The organism is Mesorhizobium sp. P3_A2 (assembly GCF_056403115.1).
In genome coordinates this window covers 1-18,195 of record NZ_JBFUGC010000017.1, presented here as the reverse complement: position 1 = coordinate 18,195, position 18,195 = coordinate 1, and the positions used below count along the sequence as shown (strand labels likewise).

At 63.1% G+C, this 18,195-nt stretch carries 18 protein-coding genes; 7 read left to right on the top strand and 11 right to left on the bottom strand.

Going from position 1 to position 18,195, the window contains the following annotated elements; genetic code table 11:
• The first annotated feature begins 19 nt into the window (after positions 1 to 19).
• A complete protein-coding gene (locus AC1DXM_RS28710; RefSeq protein ID WP_477238426.1) occupies positions 20 to 475 on the top strand; it encodes a hypothetical protein in 456 nt (151 codons plus the stop codon).
• 24 nt (positions 476 to 499) lie between these two features.
• Positions 500 to 1,549 carry a hypothetical protein gene (locus AC1DXM_RS28705; RefSeq protein WP_477238424.1) on the top strand — a complete coding sequence of 350 codons (1,050 nt, stop codon included), beginning with the start codon at positions 500 to 502 and terminating at the stop codon, positions 1,547 to 1,549.
• 25 nt (positions 1,550 to 1,574) lie between these two features.
• On the opposite strand, the gene AC1DXM_RS28700 is transcribed toward AC1DXM_RS28705, so the two are convergent.
• Positions 1,575 to 2,228, bottom strand: a complete 654-nt coding sequence (locus AC1DXM_RS28700) for a hypothetical protein (RefSeq protein ID WP_477238422.1) — start codon at positions 2,226 to 2,228, stop codon at positions 1,575 to 1,577.
• Positions 2,225 to 2,524 (bottom strand): DUF3572 domain-containing protein, encoded by a 300-nt coding sequence (locus AC1DXM_RS28695; RefSeq protein ID WP_192258736.1) that lies wholly within the window; start codon positions 2,522 to 2,524, stop codon positions 2,225 to 2,227. The genes AC1DXM_RS28700 and AC1DXM_RS28695 overlap by 4 nt, the downstream gene beginning before the upstream one ends.
• A gap of 238 nt (positions 2,525 to 2,762) precedes the next feature.
• On the opposite strand from AC1DXM_RS28695, the gene AC1DXM_RS28690 reads away from it, so the two are divergent.
• Both AC1DXM_RS28690 and AC1DXM_RS28685 read left to right on the top strand, forming a co-directional pair.
• Positions 2,763 to 3,134, top strand: coding sequence for a response regulator (locus AC1DXM_RS28690; RefSeq protein ID WP_142864985.1), 372 nt, complete (start codon positions 2,763 to 2,765; stop codon positions 3,132 to 3,134).
• Between the two features lie 33 nt (positions 3,135 to 3,167).
• Positions 3,168 to 4,541 (top strand): PleD family two-component system response regulator, encoded by a 1,374-nt coding sequence (locus AC1DXM_RS28685; protein ID WP_477238419.1) that lies wholly within the window; start codon positions 3,168 to 3,170, stop codon positions 4,539 to 4,541.
• A 407-nt stretch (positions 4,542 to 4,948) separates the two neighbouring features.
• Here the strand turns inward: AC1DXM_RS28685 and rpmG are convergent, their stop codons facing one another.
• The 8 genes from rpmG to AC1DXM_RS28645 form a co-directional block, all read right to left on the bottom strand.
• Positions 4,949 to 5,116 (bottom strand): 50S ribosomal protein L33, encoded by a 168-nt coding sequence (gene rpmG, locus AC1DXM_RS28680; RefSeq protein WP_006201775.1) that lies wholly within the window; start codon positions 5,114 to 5,116, stop codon positions 4,949 to 4,951.
• Between the two features lie 154 nt (positions 5,117 to 5,270).
• Positions 5,271 to 5,729, bottom strand: a complete 459-nt coding sequence (locus tag AC1DXM_RS28675; RefSeq protein ID WP_477238417.1) for a YqfO family protein — start codon at positions 5,727 to 5,729, stop codon at positions 5,271 to 5,273.
• Positions 5,730 to 5,842: 113 nt separating this feature from the next.
• A complete protein-coding gene (locus AC1DXM_RS28670) occupies positions 5,843 to 7,021 on the bottom strand; it encodes an MFS transporter (RefSeq protein WP_477238415.1) in 1,179 nt (392 codons plus the stop codon).
• A gap of 37 nt (positions 7,022 to 7,058) precedes the next feature.
• Complete coding sequence (locus AC1DXM_RS28665) at positions 7,059 to 7,799, bottom strand: NUDIX hydrolase (protein WP_477238413.1); 741 nt, start codon at positions 7,797 to 7,799, stop codon at positions 7,059 to 7,061.
• An 87-nt stretch (positions 7,800 to 7,886) separates the two neighbouring features.
• A complete protein-coding gene (locus AC1DXM_RS28660) occupies positions 7,887 to 8,339 on the bottom strand; it encodes a DUF983 domain-containing protein (RefSeq protein ID WP_477238589.1) in 453 nt (150 codons plus the stop codon).
• 18 nt (positions 8,340 to 8,357) lie between these two features.
• On the bottom strand, positions 8,358 to 10,664 hold the full coding sequence (gene rnr / locus AC1DXM_RS28655) for a ribonuclease R (RefSeq protein ID WP_477238411.1): 2,307 nt from the start codon (positions 10,662 to 10,664) through the stop codon (positions 8,358 to 8,360).
• 4 nt (positions 10,665 to 10,668) lie between these two features.
• A complete protein-coding gene (gene topA, locus AC1DXM_RS28650) occupies positions 10,669 to 13,305 on the bottom strand; it encodes a type I DNA topoisomerase (RefSeq protein ID WP_477238409.1) in 2,637 nt (878 codons plus the stop codon).
• Positions 13,306 to 13,638: 333 nt separating this feature from the next.
• The gene (locus tag AC1DXM_RS28645; protein ID WP_477238407.1) at positions 13,639 to 14,016 is read right to left on the bottom strand and encodes a COG4315 family predicted lipoprotein; all 378 of its coding nucleotides are present in this window, start codon (positions 14,014 to 14,016) and stop codon (positions 13,639 to 13,641) included.
• A 218-nt stretch (positions 14,017 to 14,234) separates the two neighbouring features.
• Between AC1DXM_RS28645 and AC1DXM_RS28640 the strand changes: the two genes are divergently transcribed.
• Positions 14,235 to 14,981 (top strand): cytochrome c biogenesis CcdA family protein, encoded by a 747-nt coding sequence (locus AC1DXM_RS28640; protein ID WP_091575136.1) that lies wholly within the window; start codon positions 14,235 to 14,237, stop codon positions 14,979 to 14,981.
• A 145-nt stretch (positions 14,982 to 15,126) separates the two neighbouring features.
• Entirely contained in the window at positions 15,127 to 16,500 is a 1,374-nt protein-coding gene (gene glmU, locus AC1DXM_RS28635; RefSeq protein WP_477238405.1) for a bifunctional UDP-N-acetylglucosamine diphosphorylase/glucosamine-1-phosphate N-acetyltransferase GlmU, read from the top strand.
• A gap of 3 nt (positions 16,501 to 16,503) precedes the next feature.
• Here glmU and AC1DXM_RS28630 read toward each other — a convergent pair whose 3' ends face one another.
• A complete protein-coding gene (locus tag AC1DXM_RS28630; protein WP_477238403.1) occupies positions 16,504 to 16,866 on the bottom strand; it encodes an ADP-ribosylation/crystallin J1 in 363 nt (120 codons plus the stop codon).
• A gap of 212 nt (positions 16,867 to 17,078) precedes the next feature.
• On the opposite strand from AC1DXM_RS28630, the gene glmS reads away from it, so the two are divergent.
• A partial coding sequence (glmS, locus tag AC1DXM_RS28625; protein ID WP_477238401.1) for a glutamine--fructose-6-phosphate transaminase (isomerizing) occupies positions 17,079 to 18,195 on the top strand: 1,117 nt, incomplete at its 3' end.

The following is an 18,195-nucleotide window of genomic DNA, read 5'->3' as shown; positions in this document are numbered from 1 at the left end:
AATAGAGTGGAGGATCGATATGAAGCGCGCTTTGCCATTTGTTTTGCTTCTTGCCTGCAGCGCACCGGCGTTTGGCCAGACGGTCGACAGCGAGGGCGCCAAGCAACTTGCCGACAATCTGGCGCACTATTTCGGCAAGAAGCCTTTCGATATTGGATTTGTAAAAGTCTCGGTCGAAGGCGATGCCTACAGGCTTGCGTTCGACTTCAAGCCGCTCGTGGAACTCTTGGCAAAACAGGATGGCCTGAAGCTCGATCTTACGCCCTATGCGCTGTTGACCAAGCCGCGCAACGATGGCGCGTGGGATGTTTCAGGCAATCTGGCACCGGAAGGGACGATGGAGTTCAGCGGGCCTCAGGGTCCGCAAAGCATGAAGATGTCGATCAAGGGGGGCAAGTTCGTCGGTATCTACGATCCCGAACTGGCGGCTTTCAGCAGCGCGACTTCGTCGCTGGAAGGCATGACGATGACGTAGCAGGATGCCAGGCAGCGAACGGAGATGAGCTCCGGCGCCGGCACCGCGACCATGAGCGCCACCAAGGGCGCGAATGGCGGTGTGGATTTCAACCTCGTCCAGACGATCGCCGACTTTGACGAGGCGGTCACTACCGACAATCCCAATAACGATCAGAAACTCCTGTTGACGTTTAAGTCACCGGAGTTGTCGGTGGATGCAAAAGGCAAGGGGCTTCGGGCGAAGCCCCTTCTGGACTTGTTGGCCTTCGCCGTGGCCAATGAGGATGAGGCGAAACTGAAGGCCAACCAGGCCGAACTCAAGTCGCGTCTCCTGTCCGCGCTGCCACTATGGGAGCGAATCGATGGAGCCTACAGTTTCAAGGGTGTGAGTGTCGGCAGCCCGGTCGGCAGTTTCGGCGCAACCAAAGTAGGCGTTGCCTTCGGCATGGACGGCGTCGCCCGCAACGGGACGATCAACTACGGGATCAAAGCGTCGGGGCTCTCGATACCGCAACATCTTGTTCCAGCCTGGAGCGTCGCGCTGTTGCCCACCGACATCGACCTCAATTTCGGCGGAGCCAACATCGATCTCGACACGATGGCCAAGAAGGCGATCGAAGCCTTCGATCTCAACCAGAACCCGCCGCTGTCGGAGGAATTTGGCGAAGGCTTGAAGGCTGGTTTCCTGGCCAATGGGCCGAAAGTCGTCATCGGCCACAGCACAGTCAAGAATGGCGCCGTGGAAATCGCGCTGGAAGGCGACATGACCTTTCCCGATGGCGAGAAGCCCGATGCCAACGTGACCATCGACGTGACCGGCTACGACAAGATCGTGGCAAGCCTGCAGGAGGCGGCGAAGACGGACCCACAGGCCTCGCAGGCTTTTACCGGTGCGCTGGCCATCAAGGGATTTGCCAAGACGCTGCCGGACGGCCGTATCGAATGGGTGATCAACGCCAGGCATGATGGGTCAGTGACGGTCAACGGCGCCATGCTGAAGGGCCCCGATCCGGCCGTGGAAGACGGCGCCGGTCAGGATGTGAGCCCTGGCGAGGGCAATAGTGGCGGTGCAGGGGCGAAGCTGCAGCCCTGATCGCCAGGCCTGGAAGCGCTTGGGCTTAGAGCCCGAGCGCGCTGGCGATCTTCGGCGCGGCGTCGCGCCAGTCCTCGACCGAGACGATGTCGTCCGGCACCGGCGGCAGGTAGGCGCGCAGCGAATTGTCAGCCATCAGATGGAACAGGTGCGCATCCGCGACGGAATTGCGCGCTGAGATGAGGTTGGACGGCTGGTCGTCGACAAAGGCCACGGGCCGCCCTTTGCTGCCGCGCAGTTTCGCCACCGCCGGTCCCTTGGCCATTTCGGTGGTCAAAAGCGGGTAGGGCAGTCCGAGCGCGTCCAGATGGGCGCGGCGCGCCGCGCGATGGCGGTGCGGCATGGCGGTCAAAAGGACGATTTCGGCACGGTCGCCGAGACTGGCAAGCGCTTGTTCGGCGCCGTCAGTGACGCTCTGCCAGTCGGCCTGCGCGTCGAAGAAATCGCCAAGCAGTGCCGTCACCTCCGGCTGTTCGATCAGCCGGCCGCTCGCCGTTTCGGCGATGTTGCCGGTGAGGCGGAAGGAGGCCAGCGTGAGCCCAAAGCCGCGCGATTTAAGGAAATGCGGAAACGGCCGGATGAATTCGAGCACGACATCATCGACGTCGAGGATCAGCAGAGGCCGGTCGTCGGCTGCAAGTTCGGCGATCTGGCGTGCCGTCTCGGGATCGTCGCTCATATCGAATGCTCATGGTCGTCGCCGCCAAGCGGCAGCGCGCGCAACGCCTTGCCGACGGCAGCCGGTGGGGTGCCGGTTTCCTCGGCAAAGCGCAGCAAGGTCGGCTCGTGGGCCAGGATGAACTGCAGGACGCCGGCAAGGAATCCCGGTTCAGCTGCGGCGCGCCGGATAGCAGACGCCTCGATGCCGGTGATTGCCAGGAAGCGCGGCAGGAGTTCGGGGTCCGCGGCGACGAAGCCCAGTGCCTTCACGGCAATGGTTTCCGCCTCCTCGCGCATTGACGCTGCGTTTGCCATCATTACCTTCTGGTTTGCGGAAATGAGTCTCTTTTCCGCAGTAATGGCAAGCGTCGCTTGCGGCAAGCCACCGCCCCAATCCAATGTGGTTTTCGAGGTGGAATCCGAAGGGCTTTTACAGCTGCGGGTTTCCGTTTCGTCAATCATATTGTCGTAGAGTAAAGGAGGGTTTGGTGTGCTCCGACAAGGGCGCATGACGGCAGGCTTCAGGCAGAAGCCCGGCCGGGACGGGAAATCGATGCCTAAGAAGGTGATGATCGTCGAGGACAATGAGCTCAATATGAAGCTCTTTCGGGACCTCATCGAAGCCAGCGGTTACGAGACGGTGCGCACGCGCAACGGCCTCGAGGCGCTCGATCTGGCGCGCCAGCACCGGCCAGACCTGATCCTGATGGATATCCAACTGCCGGAAGTGTCAGGCCTGGAAGTGACGAAATGGCTGAAGGAGGATGACGACCTCCGTTCCATTCCGGTGATTGCCGTCACCGCCTTCGCCATGAAGGGCGACGAGGAACGTATTCGCCAAGGGGGCTGCGAGGCCTACATCTCCAAGCCGATCTCGGTGCCGCGTTTCATCGAAACCATCAAATCCTATCTGGGTGATGCCTGATGCCAGCACCCATTCCAGCCGGAGCCTTGTGAAATGACTGCGCGGATTCTCGTCGTCGACGACATCCCTGCCAATGTGCGGCTACTGGAGGTTCGGCTGCTGGCCGAATATTTCGAGGTGCTGACCGCCTCCAACGGGCTGGATGCGATCGAGACCTGCGAAAACGGCAAGGTCGATGTCGTGCTGCTGGACGTGATGATGCCCGACATGGACGGGTTCGAGGTCTGCAAGCGGCTGAAGAGCGATCCGGCGACGTCGCATATACCGGTGGTCATGATCACCGCGCTCGACCAGGTTTCGGACCGGGTGCGCGGCCTCGAGGCCGGCGCCGACGATTTCCTGACCAAGCCGGTCAACGATTTGCAGCTGATGACGCGGGTCAAGAGCCTGGTCAGGCTGAAGTCGCTGACCGACGAGTTGCGTCTGCGCGCCTCGACCACCCGCAACATCGGCATCGAGGCGCTGTTGAGCCGCAGCTTCACGTCCGAGGACGCGACGCCGAAGGTGTTGTTGATCGACGAGCGCAAATCCTCCTTCGAGCGCATCCAGAAAATGCTGCGGGGCAGCGCCGAGCTCGACATTGCCACCGACCCGCATGCCGGTTTCTTCCAGGCTGCCGAGGCGCCGTATGAGTGCGTGCTGATCTCGACCGGTTTTGCCGATTTCGATCCGCTGCGGCTATGCTCGCAATTGCGTTCGCTCGATCGCACCCGCTTCCTGCCGATCATCCTGCTTGCCAAGGAAGGCGAGGAGGGCCGCATCATCCGCGGCCTCGAACTCGGCATCAACGACTATCTGATGCGGCCGATCGACCAGCAGGAGCTGATGGCGCGGCTGCGCACGCAGGTGCGCCGCAAGCGCTACAACGACCAGCTGCGCGCCAGCGTCACCCAGACCATCGAGATGGCGGTGACCGACGGGCTGACTGGCTTGCACAACCGCCGCTACCTCGACAGCCATCTGCAGACGCTGTTCGACCGTGCCGTGGCGCGGCGGCGGCCTCTGTCGGTGATGATCACCGATCTCGACCGCTTCAAGACCGTCAATGACGCGCATGGCCACGACGGCGGTGACGATGTGCTGCGCGAATTCGCCCGGCGGCTGCGCAAGAATGTCAGGGGCATCGATCTTGCCTGCCGCTTCGGCGGCGAGGAATTCGTCGTGGTGATGCCGGACACGGACGGCGCGGTGGCGGAAAAGGTTGCCGAGCGCATTCGCGCTGAAATCGCCCAGTTGCCGTTTGTCATCGGTCAAGAAGGCAAGATGATCGAGGTCACGGTCAGCGTCGGCGTGTCGTCGGTTCTGAGCGGCGCGGACACGGTCGCGGCGCTGATGAAGCGCGCCGATGTGGCGCTCTACGAGGCCAAAAGCGGCGGCCGCAACCGCGTTGTCGCCAAGGCGGCGTAGGCTGGACCGCCGATTATGCTGTCAACCGGACAGGGTTAGGAATTTACCTTAATCCAAGCGATTCGGGAGGCTTGGTTAAGAAACTATTGATTTTCCAGCGTTGTTGCGCAAATGTGCGGTGCAAGAACAAAGGCGATGCGGGCGCGAGGGTAGACAGCCGCATCGATCCGAAGATACCCCATGATGCTCAGGTCCGCCGCATCTCCTGGGTCCGTGGGGTCGGCCGGCCGGCGCTGGCACATAGTGGCCTCCTCGTACCGCTGCCATACGCCGACCGGCCCCCTTTTTTGCCAAAAATTACCTTGAACCCTCCGCGTCAGGCTGCCGAGGTTTCTGGCTTTTCTGAGCCTACAAAACAAAAACGCCGCCCCAAGGGACGGCGTTTTAAAGACGTGTGGAAAACCAGATTACTTGATCTTGGTTTCCTTGAACTCGACATGCTTCTTGGCGACCGGATCGTACTTGCGGAAGGACAGCTTGTCCGTCTTGGTACGGCTGTTCTTGCTGGTCACGTAGAAGAAACCGGTGTCGGCGGTCGACAGAAGCTTGATCTTGATGTTTGCGGCTTTGGCCATTGTATCAGTCCGTTATGTTCGTGGGGTTTTGGCCGCTGGAGCGGGGGAAAACACCCGGACGCGGGAAACTTGGCGCGACACATAAAGAACGTGCCCGGAAAGTCAAGCCCGGCGCACCAGCTGTGACCCAGGCAAGCCGCCCGTTGGCTTGAAATCACGCGCTTTGCGGTATCGGCGCTGCCGCTTTCTTCCAGTCGCCGGTGGTGTTCCACCAGCGATTCGGATTGGCGCGGTCGTCCAGGCCCTTGGAGCGGCTGGCTAGGATCGGCTGAATGCGGATCACCGGCTCCTGATAGGAATGCGCCTGGAAAATCGCCTCGACGACGCGGGCGGCGAGCGGCTGGTCATCGGGCAGTTCGAACGAGACCTCGACCGTGCCGGGGCGGCGGCGCAGTTCGGTCTCGGCGCCGGCGGCAGCACCTTCAAGTGGCCTGTAGCGTTCGATGCCGTGCGCTGTTTGATAGGCGTTGCGATCGTATTTGCCCATGGCGAGCGGGGCGATCGCGACCACGGCGTCCATGATGCGGTCGACATCGGCTGCCGGGGCCTGGAAGCTGACAAGCAGCAGGAGCGTCATGCGTAACGATGTGGTTTCAAAGCCGCTGTCGATCATGGCAGTATCCTCAAACTCGGGTGTTTTGGGACACCCTTTTAGCTGAGGCCTCCTGACACGGTTCTGTCAGCAGCCATGTCTTTGCGTTGTGGAAAGGGGCTTGCCGGGGCGGGTTACAACAGGAGCTTGCGGATCAGCCTGACGCTGACCAGGGCGATGTAGGCACCGAAGAACAGGCCGAGCGACCAGCCAAATCCGGACGGGCCGAACGCATCCATGCCAATGCCGATCGCCTGCGGGCCGAGCACCATGCCGACACCGTAGCAGAGCACGAAGGCGGCGTTGGCCGAGGCCAGTTCATGGCCGGAAAGCTGGGAGCCGAGATGGGCAAGGCCGATCGTGTACATAGCGGCCACAACACCGCCCCAGACGAACAGAAGCGCCGCCATCAGGTGCCAATTCTGAGCGAAGAACGGCATGAAGATGGTGCCGGCAAGCCCGACCGCGGCGCAAGCCAAAAGCAGATAGCGGCGGTCGCTGACGCGGTCGCTGATCATGCCGATCGGAATCTGCAGCAACACGTTGCCGAGACCGATCATAGTGAGGAGAAGGGCTGCATCCGCTTCGGAATAGCCGATGCGGCTGCCATAGACCGGGAACAGCGCAAAGCCGCCGGTCTCGACGGCGCCGAACACCAGCACCGCGGCAGTCGCCGTTGGCACCAGCCAGATGTAGCGCAGGAAGTGGCTGGTCTCGCCGTCAACCACAATGGTGGGGCTTTCGTTCCGCGCGGCCAGCACCGGTATCGCGGCCAGGGCCACCAGGACGATAATGACCCCGAACGGCCTGAAGCCGGTGCTGCCGATATGGGCGAAGATCCACGGCCCGGCAGCAAAGCCGAGCGACAGCACGGTGGCGTAGATCCCGAGCACCAGGCCGCGGCGGCGCGGCGGCGCGGATGTGCTGATCCAGAATTCCGACAGGATGAACAGCACCGTGAGCGCGATGTGCAGGACGATGCGCAGCGGGAACCACATCCAGAAGTCGGGGGCGAAATGGAAACCGACAAAGGCGAGAGCGCCGGCGACGATCATGGCAACCATCGTCCAGGCGACGCCGAAGCGCATCGCCACCGGCGTGGCCAGCGGGGCGCCGGCGATCGAGGCGAGTCCGGCGACCGCGGTGTTGAGGCCGATCATCGAAGCCGAATGGCCGCGCGTCTCCAGAATGACGCTGAGCAGCGGCATGCCGAGGCCGATGGCGATGCCGACGACGCTGATGGACGAGATCGCAGCCACCATCGGTAGCCAGTGTACGCGTTCGTCGCCCTCTTGCTGGGTATCGACCGTCATGGGATGCCTAATTACTCGATGCTAGAGAATTTCGGGGCTAAAGGATTTCGCGAACGAAGCGGTTGCGGACAAGCCGGTAGAACGGCGCGGAGCCACCGGGGCGCAGTCGCGGATCGTCGGCAAGCCGCTTTTCCAGCTCCTGCAGGATCGTCCGGGTTATGTCGGGGATATCGGCCTCTCTCGCCTTGGCCAGCGGCAACCAGACCAGTTCTTCCAGCTCATTGGTCGGACCGCCACCCGGCAGCTCGACGGCGACATCGCTGCGCCAGGCGCTGAAGAAGCGGGTGTCGAAACGACGCACGCGATTGGGCGGGGTAATGGCGCGGGCAATGAAGCGAAGCGGCGCCAAGGAAGGCTGGACGCCGTGCTCGACAAAGCCCTGCCAGTCGCGTTTGTCCGTAGCGAAGGCGGCCTTGCGGCCGATGAGCAGGCCGGCTTCCTCATAGGTCTCGCGGATGGCCGAGAGCGCGATGGCGCGGGCCCGCGACGAGCTGATGCGACCTACGCTGGCGGTCAGCTTGGCTTCTTCCTCGGGATGAAGCGCTGTGGCAACGGCAATGCGGCTGTCGGCCGGATCGGTGCGGCCGCCGGGAAAGACGAATTTGCCGGGCATGAAAGCGTGGCCGGCATGGCGCCGGCCCATCAGCACCAGCACCTCGTCACCCTGGCGTTCCAGCAGGATCAAGGTTGCAGCGTCGCGGGGACGCATGGGCTGGCTGCTATGGGCGATCGTGCCCCGCTCCATCCTGTCGACTTCCGCCTTGGTCATACCTTCCATGGCGCAGGACCTAGCGGAAACTTCTGGCAAACGAAAGTGGCCTTTCACGGTCGGCATGTTGCGCCAGGCGACATTGCCCGATGCGGGTCAGGTTCCGGGACGTGACTCGGTCCCGTCCTTTTCGCCGCCGAAGCCGTGCATATAGAGCGCCCATTGCAGTCCGATGACGGCGCCCTTGACCGGTTGCAGCAGAGCGACCGACAGCACGATGGTCAGCGGCACCCAGATGGCGATGTGCTGCCACATGGAGAGCGTCGAGGTCGCCTCGACAGCCATGAAGGCGCCGAGAACGATGTGGCCGACAATGACGATGACGAGATAGGCGGGCAGGTCGTCGGCGCGGTGGTGGTAAAGCTCCTCGCCGCAGACGTTGCATTTATCGACGCTCTTGGTGAAGCCGGCAAACAGTTTGCCTTCGCCGCAATGCGGGCAGCGGCCAAGCGCGCCACGCTTCATCGCCGTCCATAGCGGGCGGGCGACCCGGCCCGAATGATGTTCACCGCCGAAACCCTGTTCCTGGATCCCCAGTTCGCTTGCCATCCCTAATTCTTTCGGCATTTACCGCCTCCTGCCGCGCGGCCCCGGGCGCGATTGCGACGCACGGGCGCGGCCTTTTGCCTTGTGAAAAGACCTCTTGGAGCCGGGCAGGGGCTTCGGGTCGGTCAGCATTTCGAACCGCATCGCGCCAGCCATCGGCGCCACCTCGATCAGGCGAACCTCGACGCGGTCGGCAAGCTGATAACCCTTGCCGGTGCGTTCTCCGAACAGCGATCGCGCGGTTTCGTCGTATATATAGTAATCGCCGTTCAGACTTGACACCGGGATGAAACCATCCGCGCCAAACTGCGGCAATTGGACAAACAGTCCCGCCTTGGTGACGCCGGAGATGCGCGCGTCAAACCGGTCATCGATGCGCTCGGCGAGATAGGCAGCGATCAGCCGGTCGACCGTGTCGCGCTCCGCCGCCATGGCGCGACGCTCGGTGCCGGAGATCAGCACCGCCACGTCTACCAGCCGCGCCCCCTCATCCTGGGTCAAGCCGCCCGGGCCAAGCCCGAGTGCGGCAATCAGTCCGCGATGCACGATCAGATCGGCATAGCGGCGGATCGGCGAGGTGAAATGCGCGTAGCGCTTCAGGTTGAGACCGAAATGGCCGATGTTCTTGGGCGAGTATTCGGCCTGGCTCTGCGAGCGCAGCACCACTTCGTTGACCAGCCCTTCATTGTCGGCGCCACGCACGCGCTCGAGGATGCCGTTGAACTGGTTCGGTCGCATCTGCGCGCCGCGCGCCAGTGACAGGCCGAGCGTCTGGAGAAATTCGCGCAGCGATTCCTGCTTGGCCAGCGACGGCGCATCGTGGACACGGTAGACCAGCGCCTGTTTCTTCGCTTCAAGCGCCTCGGCAGCGGCGACATTGGCCTGGATCATGAATTCTTCGATCAGCTTGTGGGCGTCGAGCCGTTCCGGGACGATGACGCGGTCGACGGTGCCGTCCGGCTTGAGCATGATCTTGCGCTCCGGCAATTCGAGCTCCAGCGGCTGGCGGCCGTCACGGCCGCGCTTGAGGATTGCGTAGGCGTCCCACAGCGGCTTCAGCACGGTGTCGAGGATCGGGCCGGTTTTCTCGTCCGGCACACCGTCTATTGCCGCCTGGGCCTGCGGGTAGGCGAGCTTGGCCGCCGATTTCATCATGACGCGGTGGAAAGAGTGGCGCAGCTTGCGGCCGTCGGCGGAGAAGGTCATGCGCACGGCCAGCGCCGGCCGGTCCTGGCCTTCGCGCAAGGAACAGAGGTCGTTGGAGATGCGCTCGGGCAGCATCGGCACGACGCGGTCGGGGAAATAGACCGAATTGCCGCGCTTCAAGGCCTCTCGGTCGAGAGCGGTGCCATAGCGGACATAGGCCGCCACATCGGCGATCGCCACGGTGGCAATCACGCCGCCCGAGTTCTTCTCGTCGAGGTCCGGCGTAGCGAACACCGCATCGTCATGGTCCTTGGCGTCGGCTGGGTCGATGGTGACCAGCGGCAGGTCGCGCCAGTCCTCGCGTTGAGCAAGCGTCGCCGGCTTAACCGCTTCGGATTCGGCGATGACGTCGGCCGGGAAAATATGCGGGATGTCATGCGCATGGATGGCGATCATCGAGACCGCCTTTTCGCTGGTCAGCGAGCCCAGCACCGCCAGCACTTTCGCGCGCGGCAAACCATAACGGGAGGCCCGGGCCGGCTCGACCTCGACCAGGTCGCCGTTTTTAGCGCCGTTCTGGAATTCCTTGTCGACGATCAGTTCGGGCTGGCGCCGTTCGACCGGCTCGATGCGGAATGTGCCGTCCTTAAGGATGCGGAACACGCCGAGCACGGCATCGGACCGCTTCTCGAAAATCTTCATCACGCGGCCGGTATAGGCGGGGCCGGTCGGCTCATCGGTCGGGAAGGTTTTGGCCAGCACGCGGTCGCCAATTCCGGGCGCCGGGCCGTTGCCGCCGCGCGAGACGCGGATCGAGACGACGGGCGGTTCGCCCGGGCCCACGGCCTCGGCCGGGTGCGCCAGCAAGATGCCGTCGCCGTCGCGGCCAAAAATGTCGAGTATGGCGACATGCGGCAGGGCGCCGACACGGGCCAACCGCTTGCGCTCCTTGGTCAGCACGCCTTCGTCCTGCAGGTCGCGCAGAATGTCCTTCAGCCAGATTCGGTCGTCGCCGCGCAGCGCGAACGCCTTGGCGATGTCGCGTTTTCCCGCGCGGTCGGGGTTTTCGGCGATGTAGCGCAGGATTTCGTCACGCGAGGGCCGGTAGTCGTCCTTGACCTTGGCCCTGGTGTCGGCGGTGCGCGGATCGCCGTGGCTTCTACCGGTGATCCTGCGCGCCACGCTGCTATCCCTTTTTCTTCGCCGCCGGCTTCTTGGTTGCCGACTTCTTTGCTGTGGTTTTCTTGGCTGCAGGCGCCTTGGCCGCTGCCGCCTTGCGGAATGGCTTCTTGCCGCCGCCGCCCTTGGCTTCCTTTTCGGCAATCAGCGCCAGCGCGTCCTCGACCGTCACTGACTGCGGATCCTTGCCCTTGGGCAGGGTCGCATTGACCTTGCCGTAATTGACGTAAGGTCCGTATTTGCCGTCGCGCACGACGATCTTTCCGCCGCCGTCGGGATGGTCGCCGAGTTCCTTGAGTGCTGCGGCAGTGCCGCCATTGCGGCCGCCCTTGCCCTTCAGCTGTTTCTCGGCGATGACCGACACGGCGCGGTTGAGGCCGATCGAGAAGACGTCCTCGATGCTGTCTACATTGGCATAGGTGCCGTCATGCAGCACGAACGGACCGTAGCGGCCGAGCCCGGCCGAGATCATCTTGCCCGACTCCGGATGCTTGCCGACATCGCGCGGCAGCGACAGCAAAGCGAGCGCCTTTTCATGGTCGATTGTATCCGGCGTCCAGCCCTTGGGCAGGCTGGAGCGCTTGGCTTCCTTGCCGTCGCCGCGCTGAATGTAGGGGCCGAAGCGGCCTGAGCGCAGCGTGATTTCCTCAGCGGTGTAGGGGTCCTTGCCCAGCACCTTGGTGCCCTCCTCGCCGCCGCCATTTTCGCCATTGGGGTTGGCAGCGTCGCCGAGCTGGCGGGTGAACGAACACTCCGGATAGTTCGAGCAGCCGACAAAGGCGCCGAACTTGCCGAGCTTCAGCGACAGATTGCCGGTTCCGCATTTCGGGCAGATGCGCGGGTTCGAGCCATCCTCGCGCGCGGGAAACACCAGCGGCGCCAATTCCTCGTTCAGCGCATCGAGCACGTCGGTGACGCGTAGTTCCTTGATGTCGGCGACGGCGCCGGAAAAATCCTTCCAGAAGTCACGCAGCACGTCCTTCCAGGCGAGCTTGCCGTCGGAAATCTCGTCGAGCTTTTCCTCAAGCGAGGCCGTGAAGTCATATTCGACATAGCGCTCGAAGAAGCTTTCGAGAAAGGCCGACAAAAGCCGGCCCTTGGCCTGCGGCACCAGCCGGCGCTTGTCGATGGTGACGTAGTCGCGGTCTTCCAGCGTCTTCAGGATCGCGGTGTAGGTCGACGGCCTGCCGATGCCGAGCTCTTCCAGCTTCTTGATCAGCGAGGCCTCGGAATAGCGCGGCGGCGGCTCGGTGGTGTGCTGGGTGGCGTTGATGGCCTGGCGAGCGAGCTGCTCGCCGGCGCGAATCTCGGGCAGGCGGCGGTTTTCCTCGTCCTCCGCGTCGTCGTCCTTCTGGTCGGTGTAGGCGGCAATGAAGCCGTCGAAGCGGACGACCGAACCGACGGCGCGAAGCTCCGCCGTGCGCGCGCCGTTGACCGCCTCGATTTCGACCGTGGTGCGCTCGATCTCGGCCGACTGCATCTGGCTGGCGATGGCGCGCTTCCAGATCAGCTCGTAAAGTCGCAGCTGGTCGGAATCGAGATACTGCCTGACCGAAGCCGGGGTGCGCATGAAATCGGTCGGGCGGATCGCCTCGTGCGCTTCCTGGGCGTTCTTGGCCTTGGTCGTGTACTGACGCGGCTTTTCCGGCAGATATTTGGGGCCGAATTCCTTGGCGATGGCGTCACGGGCGGCGTCGATCGCCTCGGGCGCCATCTGCACGCCGTCGGTTCGCATATAGGTGATCAGGCCGGTGGTCTCGCCGCCGATCTCCATGCCTTCATAGAGGCGCTGCGCCACCTGCATGGTGCGCGTGGCCGAAAAGCCGAGGCCAGAGGATGCCGCCTGCTGCAGCGTCGAGGTGGTGAAGGGCGGGCCGGGATTGCGCCGGGTCGGCTTGGCTTCCACCGACAGCGCCTTGAAGGTTGCGCCCTCGAGCATGCCCTTGATGTCGTCGGCCTGCGCCTTGTTGGCGATATCGAGCTTCTGCAGCTTCTTGCGCTCGAAAGCGGTCAGCCGCGCCTCGAAAGTCTCATTGCGCGGCGTGCCCAGCAGAGCGGCGATCTGCCAGTATTCCTCGCGGATGAAGCGCTCGATTTCGGATTCGCGGTCGCAGACGAGGCGCAGTGCCACCGACTGGACGCGGCCGGCCGAACGGGCACCCGGCAATTTGCGCCACAACACCGGCGACAGCGTGAAGCCGACGAGATAGTCGAGCGCACGGCGGGCGAGATAGGCATCGACCAGCGGCGCATCGATCTGGCGCGGATTGGCCATCGCTTCCAGCACCGAGGATTTGGTGATGGCATTAAAGACGACGCGGCTGACCGGCTTGTCCTTCAGCGCGCGCTTCTGCTTCAGCACTTCCAGTACGTGCCAGGAAATCGCTTCACCCTCGCGATCCGGGTCGGTGGCGAGGATCAGGCCATCGGCGTCCTTGACCGCCTTGGCGATGTCGGCGAGGCGCTTGCCCGACGCGGTGTCGACGGCCCAGGACATGGCGAAATCCTCGTCCGGACGCACCGAGCCATCCTTAGCCGGCAGATCGCGGACATGGCCGAACGAGGCCAGAACCTTATAGTTCTTGCCGAGGTATTTGTTGATTGTCTTTGCCTTGGCCGGCGATTCGACGACGACGACGTCCATGAGTTCTCATATCAGCTGTGGTGCGGCAGAAGGATTCCGCTGCGCGCGACGAAATCTCGTTCTATTTGTCGCTCACATGGCCGCGCTTTTGCATCCGGTCAAGGGGAGGCGGCCAAATTGCTGGCACGTCTGACGCAATACACTCTAAGAGTGTATGGAGAAAATCACAGAATTCGAGGACACGCGGTTTGAGCGCCAAGTCTTGAGGAACGACTCGGGATTGCGCGCTTGTCGGTCCTTGCGAGGTTCCGCAAAAACGAAACCGGCCGCCGGGTCGCTTGGAGCCGGCAGCCAACTGAGTCCTGTCGGTCAGGCGGGGTAGAGGTCGAACGATCAGTCGGCCTTGACGATATGCCAGACTTCACCGACGCCGTCGCCGGTCATGTCGCCGGCCTTCTTGTCCTTGATGAAGGTGTAGACCGGCTTGCCGTCATAGGCCCACATCTTGGTGCCGTCGGTGCGGTCGACAATGGTCCATTCGTCGTCAGCCTTGGCGCCGGCCTCGGCCTTCAGCGGCGGCCAGTTAGCGGCGCATTTGTCGTAGCAGTTGGACTTGCCCTTCTCGTCCTTGTCGTAGGTATAGAGCGTCATGCCGTTGGCATCGGTGTAGATCTTGGTGCCGTTGACTTCGGCTTCCTTCCACGCTTCGGCGGCGAAGGATGCGGCGGTGCTGAGCAAAAGCGCGGCCAGGCCAACAGTGATCGTTTTCATGGAAATCTCCCTGGGTATCCGAAGAAGCGCGCAGAAATCGCGGCTTCGCTCTGTGAACGCTTGGCGAGGAGCGTTTCTTCCCTGGCTTGGTCATCTGACGATGGGCCGGTAACAATTCCTCCGGCCGAACCGTACCTGTAGCCAAATGCCACACGATGGTGATTGGCGAACGATGTTTTGCGTCGCTATATCGGCGCCAGCGAATTTGGAGTTTCGGGATGGCATTGGATATCGGCTATGTCAGCGCGGTCGGGGCGGGGGCGATCTCGTTCCTGTCGCCCTGCGTGCTGCCGCTGGTGCCGCCCTATCTCTGCTATATGGCTGGCGTCTCGGTCGACGATTTTCGCGGCGATGCGGGCGTGACGGCTCGGGAAGGCACGCGTGGCGCGCTGCTCTATTCATCGGTCGCCTTCGTGCTCGGCTTCTCGACCGTGTTCGTGGCGCTCGGTGCCGGCGCTTCAACCATCGGCCATTGGCTACGGGTCTGGCAGGAGCCGCTGGCGATGGCGGCCGGTGTGCTCATCATCCTGATGGGCCTGAATTTCCTCGGCATCTTGCGCATTCCGCTGCTGTCGCGCGAGGCGCGCTTCCAGTCGCAAGGCAAGCCGGCAAATGCCCTTGCCGCCTATGTCATGGGACTGGCCTTCGCCTTCGGCTGGACGCCCTGCATCGGGCCGGTTCTGGGACCGATCCTGACGCTGGCCGGCGGCCGTGAAACCGTGGGCGAGGGCGCGCTGCTGCTCGCCGCCTATTCGCTTGGCCTCGGCATCCCGTTCCTGATCGCGGCGCTGTTTTCCGGCGCCTTCATGCGCTTCCTCGGCAAATTCCGCGTCCATCTCGGCCGTGTCGAAAAGGCGATCGGCGCACTGCTGGTCGTCGCCGGCGTGTTTTTCCTCACCGGCGGCGTGCAGACGGTGTCTTACTGGCTGCTGGAGAATTTCCCGGTGCTGGGGCGGCTGGGGTAGGTCGCCTGCCAAACTGCACCGCAAACCCGCTGATTAAGAGCCAGCTGCTCTATGGTCTCACCGGAATTTAACCGCATTGGTGCAACATGGCGCCAGATGCTACCACTCTCCGATTCCTGATCCCATTTCATACGGTTGTCTTTCCATGAGCCAGAGATCCTGCCTGTCCGTCATCCTCGCCGCCGGCGAAGGCACGCGCATGAAGAGCGCGCTGCCGAAGGTGCTGCACCAGATCGCCGGGCTGCCGATGGTCGCGCATGTGGTGAAGGCGGCGGAAGCCGCCGGTGCTGCCAGCCAGGCTCTGGTGATCGGGCATGGCGCCGACGAGATGCGCAAGGCTGCGACGAAATTCGCGCCCAGGGCCGAGACGTTCGTGCAGGAAAAGCGCCTCGGCACCGCGCATGCCGTGCTGGCCGCCCGCGAAGCGATATCAAAGGGTTATGACGACATCCTCATCATGTTTGGCGACACACCGCTGATCGATGCCGAGGCGCTCACCAATGCCCGGCAGAAGCTGGCCGACGGGGCTGCCGTCGTGGTCGTCGGCTTTCGTCCGCCCAATCCGACCGGCTATGGCCGGCTGATTGAAAAGGCTGGCAAGCTCACCGCCATCCGCGAGGAAAAGGATTGTTCCGCGGAGGAGAAAAAGATCGGCTTCTGCAATGCAGGCATGATGGCGGTGGCGGGCAAGCATGCGCTCGATCTGCTCGACCAGGTCGGCAGCAAAAACGCCAAAGGCGAGTATTATCTCACCGACATCGTCGAGATCGCCAGCGCCGAAGGCCTCGATGTCGTCGCCACCGAAGCCAGCTTCGAAAGCGCGCTCGGCATCAACAATCGGGCCGAGCTCGCCGAAGCGGAAGCCATCTGGCAGACGCGCAAGCGGCGCGAGGCGATGCTGTCGGGCGTGACGCTGATCGCACCGGAAAGTGTGTATTTCTCGCATGATACCGAAATCGGCGCCGATACGATCGTCGAGCCCAATGTCTGGTTCGGCCCGGGCGTGAAGATCGCCACCGGCGCCAAGATCCACGCTTTCAGCCACATCGAAGGCGCCAGCGTTGCCTCCAATTGCGATGTCGGGCCATTCGCGCGGCTCAGGCCCGGTGCCGATCTTCGGCAGAAGGCCAAGGTCGGCAATTTCTGCGAGGTCAAGCAGGCGGTTATCGAGGAAGGCGCCAAGGTCAACCATCTGACCTATATCGGCGACGCACGAGTGGGTGCGGGCGCCAATATCGGCGCCGGCACCATCACCTGCAACTATGACGGCTACTCGAAATTCTTCACCGATATCGGCGAGGGCGCCTTTATCGGCTCGAATTCGTCGCTGGTGGCGCCGGTGACCATCGGCAAGGGCGGCTACATCGCCTCGGGCAGCGTCATCACCCAAAGCGTGCCCGACGATGCGCTGGCCTTCGGCCGCGCCCGCCAGAAGACCATCCCCGGCAAGGGCAAGGAATTGCGCGAGCGCTTTGCCTCAGCGGCGGCGGCGAAAAAGAAAGCCGGCGCCGACCACTAGCGGTCAGTCGGTAGCAGCCTTGCCGAAGCTGGCCGTCACCTCGATCCGGCCGACGATCGCCTTGTTGAAATCAGCGAGGTCTTCGGCAGGGATCCAGTATTCCAGATGTGCCCTGCTGCCGGCATGTTCGACATGATAGCGGTCGAGAAAGCTTTTCAGCACGTCGAAGCGGGTGACGAAGCCGGAGCCGCTGGCCGGTACGTTCCAGTCGCGGGCAATCTGCGTCGCATAGGCTTCGGTCAGAACCGGGTAGAAGATCGGCTGATCGGGCAGGCGCGGCGGGAATCCCTGCATCCCTGACGCCTTGATCAGTTCCAGTTCCTTCGGTCCGACAGGACGCCAGAGTGTGACGGTGGCTTGGCTCATCGTGGCCGGACCTTAGCCAGATATTGCGAAAACGAGAACCGGACGCCTGAAAAATCGAGCGATTGCAGTAACCGGATTGCAAGAGCGGTCTGTCATGGTGCATCGAGTTGACAAGCGCTCCGTTACACCAGACGAAACGCAAAGTGACTTTCGCGGCAGGCCGGCAATCCCTAGATAGCGCTGGTTTTCCATCGGGACTCGGGGGCAGGCGCATGTGCGGTATCGTCGGAATTGTCGGCCAGCACCAGGTCGCGCCGCTCATTGTCGACGCTTTGAAACGGCTGGAGTATCGCGGTTATGACTCGGCTGGCGTCGCCACCGTCGAGAAAGGTGCGCTCGGTCGCCGCCGCGCCGAAGGCAAGTTGATCAACCTCGAACGGCGGCTGAAGGACGAGCCGCTCGATGGCACGATCGGCATCGGCCACACGCGTTGGGCGACGCATGGCGTGCCCAACGAGACCAATGCGCATCCGCATTTTTCCGACGGCGTCGCCATTGTCCACAACGGCATCATCGAGAATTTCGCCGAGTTGCGCGACGAGCTGATCCGCAACGGCTACGTCTTCTCGTCGCAGACCGACACCGAGGTCGTCGCGCATCTGGTGGCGCGGGAACTGGCCAAAGGGCTGAAGCCGGTCGAGGCCGCGCACAAGGCGCTGAAGCGGCTGGAAGGCGCCTTTGCGCTGGCCATCATGTTCACGGGCGACGAGGACCTCATCGTCGGCGCCCGCAACGGCCCGCCTCTGGCCGTCGGCCATGGCGACGGCGAGATGTTTTTGGGCTCCGACGCCATTGCGCTCGCGCCGTTCACCAACTCGATCACCTATCTCGAAGACGGCGACTGGGCGGTGGTGCGCCGCGACGGCGTCAGCATCTTCGACATCGATGGCAAAAAAGTCGACCGCAAGCGCCAGCAGTCGCTGTCGACCAGTTTCATGGTCGACAAGGGCAACCGCCGCCACTTCATGGAGAAGGAAATCCATGAACAGCCGGAAGTGATCTCGCACACGCTGGCGCACTACGTCGATTTCGTCTCCGGCGTGTCGAAGCCGCTGGAGCTGCCCTTCGACTTCGCCAAGATCGGCCGGCTGGCGATCTCCGCCTGCGGCACCGCCTATCTCGCCGGCCTGATCTCAAAATACTGGTTCGAGCGCTATGCGCGGCTGCCGGTCGACATCGATGTCGCCTCTGAATTCCGCTACCGCGAAATGCCGCTGTCGGCGGATGACGCCGCCTTCTTCATCTCGCAATCGGGCGAGACCGCCGACACGCTTGCCTCGCTGCGCTATTGCCGCAAGGCCGGTATGAAGATCGGCGCCGTCGTCAATG